We start from the raw sequence: 2,646 nt of genomic DNA, 5'->3' as shown, positions 1-2,646 counted from the left end.
GAGCACCGCGCGCACGATGTTCTGGTATCCGGTGCACCGGCACAGGTTGCCCTCGAGGGCCCTGCGCACCTCCTCGGGGGAGGGGTGCGGGTTCTCGCGCAGCAGGTCCCGCGCGGCCATGAGCATGCCCGGGGTGCAGTAGCCGCACTGCAGGGCGTGCCGCTCGTGGAAGGCGCGCTGCAGCGGCGTCCACTCGCCGTCCGGGGCCAGCCCCTGCACGGTCGTCACCTCGCTCCCGTCCGCCTGGACGGCCAGCACCGTGCAGCTCTTGACGCTCGCGCCGTCGAGCTCCACCGTGCAGGCCCCGCAGTTCGAGGTGTCGCAGCCGATCGGGGTACCGGTCAGACCGAGACGGTCGCGCAGATAGTGGACCAGGAGGAGACGGGGCTCCACCTCGTCCTCGTAGGTCGTGCCGTCCACCGTGACCGAGATATGGGTCATGTGCCCTCCATGGACCGTATGGGCGTGGGTGAGGGAAATCAGCGACCAGCGTGGTGTACGTCACTCTATGACCGAGCCTCGGAGGCGGCGAGTGGTGCGACGGGGTTTGTTGACCGTTAATCCATTGTCCGGCCGTCGTCCTGAGCTGCCCGGCCAGTCGTCGTGTTGGACGGTATGGGGCGTGCTCGCCTGGTCCGGCCGCGGCGGTCGCTGAGGCCGGGCGACGGTGTCCGCCCACACGGTCAAGGTTGCCGACCACTGACCACAAGGGGCCCCACCATGGGTATTCATCCTGACGTCGCGGTACTGCTCGACCTCGTGCCGGCGGACTTCGCGGGCGGCGAACAGTTCGACTGGGCTGCGGTCGAAGCTGCGCTGGGCGCCGATGCCGTCCTGCCCTGGGGTTCTGGAATGAACGCCAACGAGCCGGTTCGAGGCCTGCCCACTCGGCGATGCGTCGCTCTGGAAACGGACGGACACTTTCGTCAGCCGGCGAGAGCAACATCGACGGCTCAGGGCCGGACTGGATCCAGGAAAGCCGGATCCCTGCGCCCACATGTACCCCATGACCGAGGACTGGCCCTGATCATGACCGGAGCCGGATGGTGAGAGCCGCCGCTGCCGCGGCGCCGAGGACGCAAGATCACTTCTGAAGGACCCTGCCCTCCGGGGGGGCTTCGCCTTTTTCCCGCACTCTCCACGTGGTCTCCACCCGAAGCGACAGTCCTTCGCCATGCGGAAAGAGAATTTCGGACAAGGATCCCCGCTCTGCTCCGGCACCCGGCATCTCACGGCCAGCGCCTGGCCGCCGCAAGGGCTTCCCTGCCCAGGTGCCGCCGGTGTCCGATATGAACTACTGGGCACATAAAGGGCGTTGACGTCCCGTCAAGCGCCTGTGAAGCATGGCCACGCCAAAACCGGCGAAAGGACCATGCTCGTGAGAATGCTCAAACGGGGGGCGGCTCTCCTGACCGCGTTCATGGCGGTCGGCGCCATGTTCGCCGCGGACGCGCAAGCCGCTCCCACGCCCAAACCCCGTCACAGCGCCGTCGCACACCTCACCACCCTGTCGACGCGACACGTCGATTCCGTGACGTGCACCGTCGGTCAGGTCAGGGAGGACCGCACGAGTTCGTGCGCCTCCGGCGGCCTGCGCGTCGACTTCTACATCGAGCCCGAGCACCAGTACCAGGGCAGCGCCAACTTCGCGTGGACCTCCAGCGTCCAGTTGAACAACCGCAACCGGCACAAGTGGACCGACCACGTCACCCTGACGCTGGAGTCCACCACCGTCGCGGCGGCCGAACTCGGCATCGCCACCCTCACCGAGACGTGCGGATCCTGCACCTCCACCGGGGGCACCCCGCAGATCACCACCCTGGGCACGACGCGGAACTGGGACCTGGTCATCGACTCACCCGGATCCGTCACCACCACCGACGCCCAGGCTCCCCACCTCAACTACGAGGCCGCGCCCTACACCCCGGTCAGCGTCGACCTGGGTCCAAAGCTGAACGTGCGCTGTGACAACACCCCGCGCATGAGCCCGGTCGCCGACGGCGGGTGCGTCCACCCCGACTACACCCCCACCTACGGCATATCCGTCACCGGCCCCTATGACCAGGTCGCGTGGCACATCCTGTGGGCGCAGCGCAACCTCACGCACCACTGGGGCTGGCAGGGTCACGGCCCGGAGCTGACGCGGACGATGAACCGTTCCCTGATCCGCGCCAACCGGCGTACCGCCTGCCCGTCCTCGATCCCGCGCCCGTCCGGCAAGAGCTGTGACGAGTACCCGTTCGCGTCCACCCACCAGGGTGCCAGCGTCAACCCGGACTTCTCGTGCCACATGGTGCCGGCGGCGCAGAACCGTCTGGAGGGCGGCGCGCGCAAGGCCTGGTACAACGCCAACCGTCTGCTGGAGAACGACAAGTTCTGGGTCTCCGTCACCAACGTCCCGGCGTCGGCCGCCGGTTCCGTGATGCGTCCGCTGGTGCAGTGCCCGTAACGTCGGCCGCGTAGCGCAAACCACGGGGGGCAGCGTTCTCGCTGCCCCCTCCCTCTGCCAGGAGCCCCGCCATGGCCTCACTCGTCAGCCGCGTTCACGACCCCCGTCTCTTCGTCGCCCACGGCACTCTCGATCTGATCGATCTCGACACCTTCGAAGACGTCCCCCTCGACTACGCCGCCAACGGGCTGGTCTCG

2 protein-coding genes are annotated in these 2,646 nt (G+C 68.0%); one reads left to right on the top strand and one right to left on the bottom strand.

The window, feature by feature from the left end:
- A partial coding sequence (locus IE249_RS09035; RefSeq protein ID WP_229857894.1) for a (2Fe-2S)-binding protein occupies nt 1–441 on the bottom strand: 441 nt, incomplete at its 3' end.
- 943 nt (nt 442–1,384) lie between these two features.
- Between IE249_RS09035 and IE249_RS09030 the strand changes: the two genes are divergently transcribed.
- Nucleotides 1,385–2,449 carry a NucA/NucB deoxyribonuclease domain-containing protein gene (locus IE249_RS09030; RefSeq protein WP_229858069.1) on the top strand — a complete coding sequence of 355 codons (1,065 nt, stop codon included), beginning with the start codon at nt 1,385–1,387 and terminating at the stop codon, nt 2,447–2,449.
- The last annotated feature ends 197 nt before the right edge of the window (nt 2,450–2,646 follow it).

This window comes from Streptomyces anandii JCM 4720, from assembly GCF_014650655.1.
Lineage (GTDB): Bacteria > Actinomycetota > Actinomycetes > Streptomycetales > Streptomycetaceae > Streptomyces > Streptomyces anandii.
The sequence above is the reverse complement of the archived record's forward strand: the minus strand, read 5'-3'. Positions and strand labels throughout refer to the sequence as shown.

Excerpts from the sequence above, each read along its gene's own strand:
- IE249_RS09030 (WP_229858069.1), top strand. The coding sequence starts at position 1,385 with ATGCTCAAACGGGGGGCGGCTCTCCTGACCGCGTTCATGGCGGTCGGC.